Source organism: Campylobacter sp. RM12640 (genome assembly GCF_020137595.1).
Classification (GTDB): domain Bacteria; phylum Campylobacterota; class Campylobacteria; order Campylobacterales; family Campylobacteraceae; genus Campylobacter_E.
Map to the genome: position 1 here is coordinate 1 of NZ_JACGAU010000046.1, position 1994 is coordinate 1994.

Genomic DNA, 1994 nt, shown 5'->3' on the forward strand with positions numbered 1-1994 from the left:
ATTTAATTCCATATTATTTGTAGTATTAATACTGCCTTGAATAATTGTATTACTTGATTTAAAGTCATTGCCTACTTTGAAATTTCCTGTGATGGTTTTTGTTTCAGTATTTTCAATAATTACATTATTTGCAATATCTATTAAATTTGAATTTAAATCAGAATTTAAAAGCTTTAATTCACTACCTTTTATATCACCTTTGATACTAGAATTGCTAATATCAATATTATTAGTAGCTTCTATTTTGCCGATTAATTCACTATTATCTGTTTTTATGTTGGTAATAAGAGAATCTCCTGTTAGTTTTGAATTGTATATCTCTAATTCTTCCCCATCAACCAATGCTTCTATAATAGCACCACCTTTTATAATAACCTTAGTATTATCTTGAGTTGAAATATCATTTACTCCTGGAACTATAAAAGTATCAGTTCCATATAATTTATTAGCTTTTATATATCCGCCATTTATAGTAATTTCTTTTGCAAAAATCCCACTATTTTCTACATTATTTATATAATTTACATTATTTAATTCTAATTTTGGAATTCTAGTATATAAATCATTTTTATTTAAAGCCCCAATTCCTGTATCTACTAATTTAGTATTATTAATAATCACTTCACTATCAAAATCTGCTGAAGCAGATTGATTAATAGCTGAATTAATTATCTCACTATCATTTATTGTAACCTTAGTATTATCCCAAATCGTAATATGATGTTTTGTAACATCCCAAGCATTATCATTAGATATTTTTACATTATCTAATTCATTTGTATTATAAAAATCAATCCTATTAAGATTTGAATCCAAAACTGCATTTTTAATAACACTATCTTTATATGTTGAAATTCCATTAGATTTTAATGTTATTTTATCTTTATCGTTATTTATAATTTGATGATTTTCAATAGTCAATGCGCCACTTGCTGTGATATTTTTATTATTGTATTTTGCATCATTTTTAATAGTAATATTTTTGGCATTTAAATCTGTGGTTAAAGTAGAATTATCTAAAATAAAATTATTAACCTTGCTAATATCAGAACTAATTGTAGTGCCATTTATAACTTCTAAAGTATTCGTATTTAAAGTAGCTTCTACTATAGAATTATCTACAACAATATTTCCACTAATATTTCCAAGCAATTTAGAATTAACAAAAGTAGTTTTATATGAAAAATTACCACTATTTATTTCACTTTCAACAACTTTAAAATTAAGATCTTTAATTTTACCATTCGAAGCTGTTTGACTTCCTATATTTACATTATTTAATGTTCCTTTATTAAAAATCAAATTCTTTGAATTACTAACAGCATTAGTCCATAAATCTATTTTTATGCCATTTAAATTGCTTTCATTGAATACTATATCTTTATTATCACTATTTCTATTATCAAATAATAAATTAAATTTTTGACTTTTTGTATTTGTAATATTTACTTTATTTAGTGTTAAATCACCTTGAAATAATAAATAACTTCCATTATTTATATTTATATTTAAATCAGATATGGTATGCGTTTCTGTGGCTTTACCTATAGTAATTACTCCACCTGTATGATTAATATCGGTTGGACTTTGATATGTATTACTAATTATAATTTTATCTTTGCTAATAGTTTCTTGTTTATTAGCTAATGGACTAATTAATCCACCATTAGTAGCATTTGCTACTGCATCAGCAAGAGCTAAATTACCCCCCCCCCGCTAATATAAAAGTTATTAAAGATAATTTTATAGTTCTATTCATTTTCTCCCCTAAAAAATAAATGAAAAATGCTTTATTATAGTTAAAAATCAATATATAAAGGTTAATCAATTACTAACAAAATGGGGGGGGGGTAATTATAAAAATTAATATTTTTATAAATTTTTAACAATCTAATCAAAAGAATTTTAATATAAAAAATATTAAAAACTTTTAGGTTTAAGGTAAAAATAATAAGCTTTAAAAAACAATCTCTAAATAAAAATACAAAAAACTT

The 1994-nt window shown here is 23.2% G+C and carries 1 protein-coding gene; it reads right to left on the reverse strand.

All coding sequences use genetic code 11. From position 1 onward, the window contains the following. The coding region (locus AVBRAN12640_RS09760) for a hypothetical protein (protein ID WP_336613003.1) at positions 1 to 1302 on the reverse strand (1302 nt) is incomplete at its 3' end. Positions 1303 to 1994: the final 692 nt, after the last annotated feature.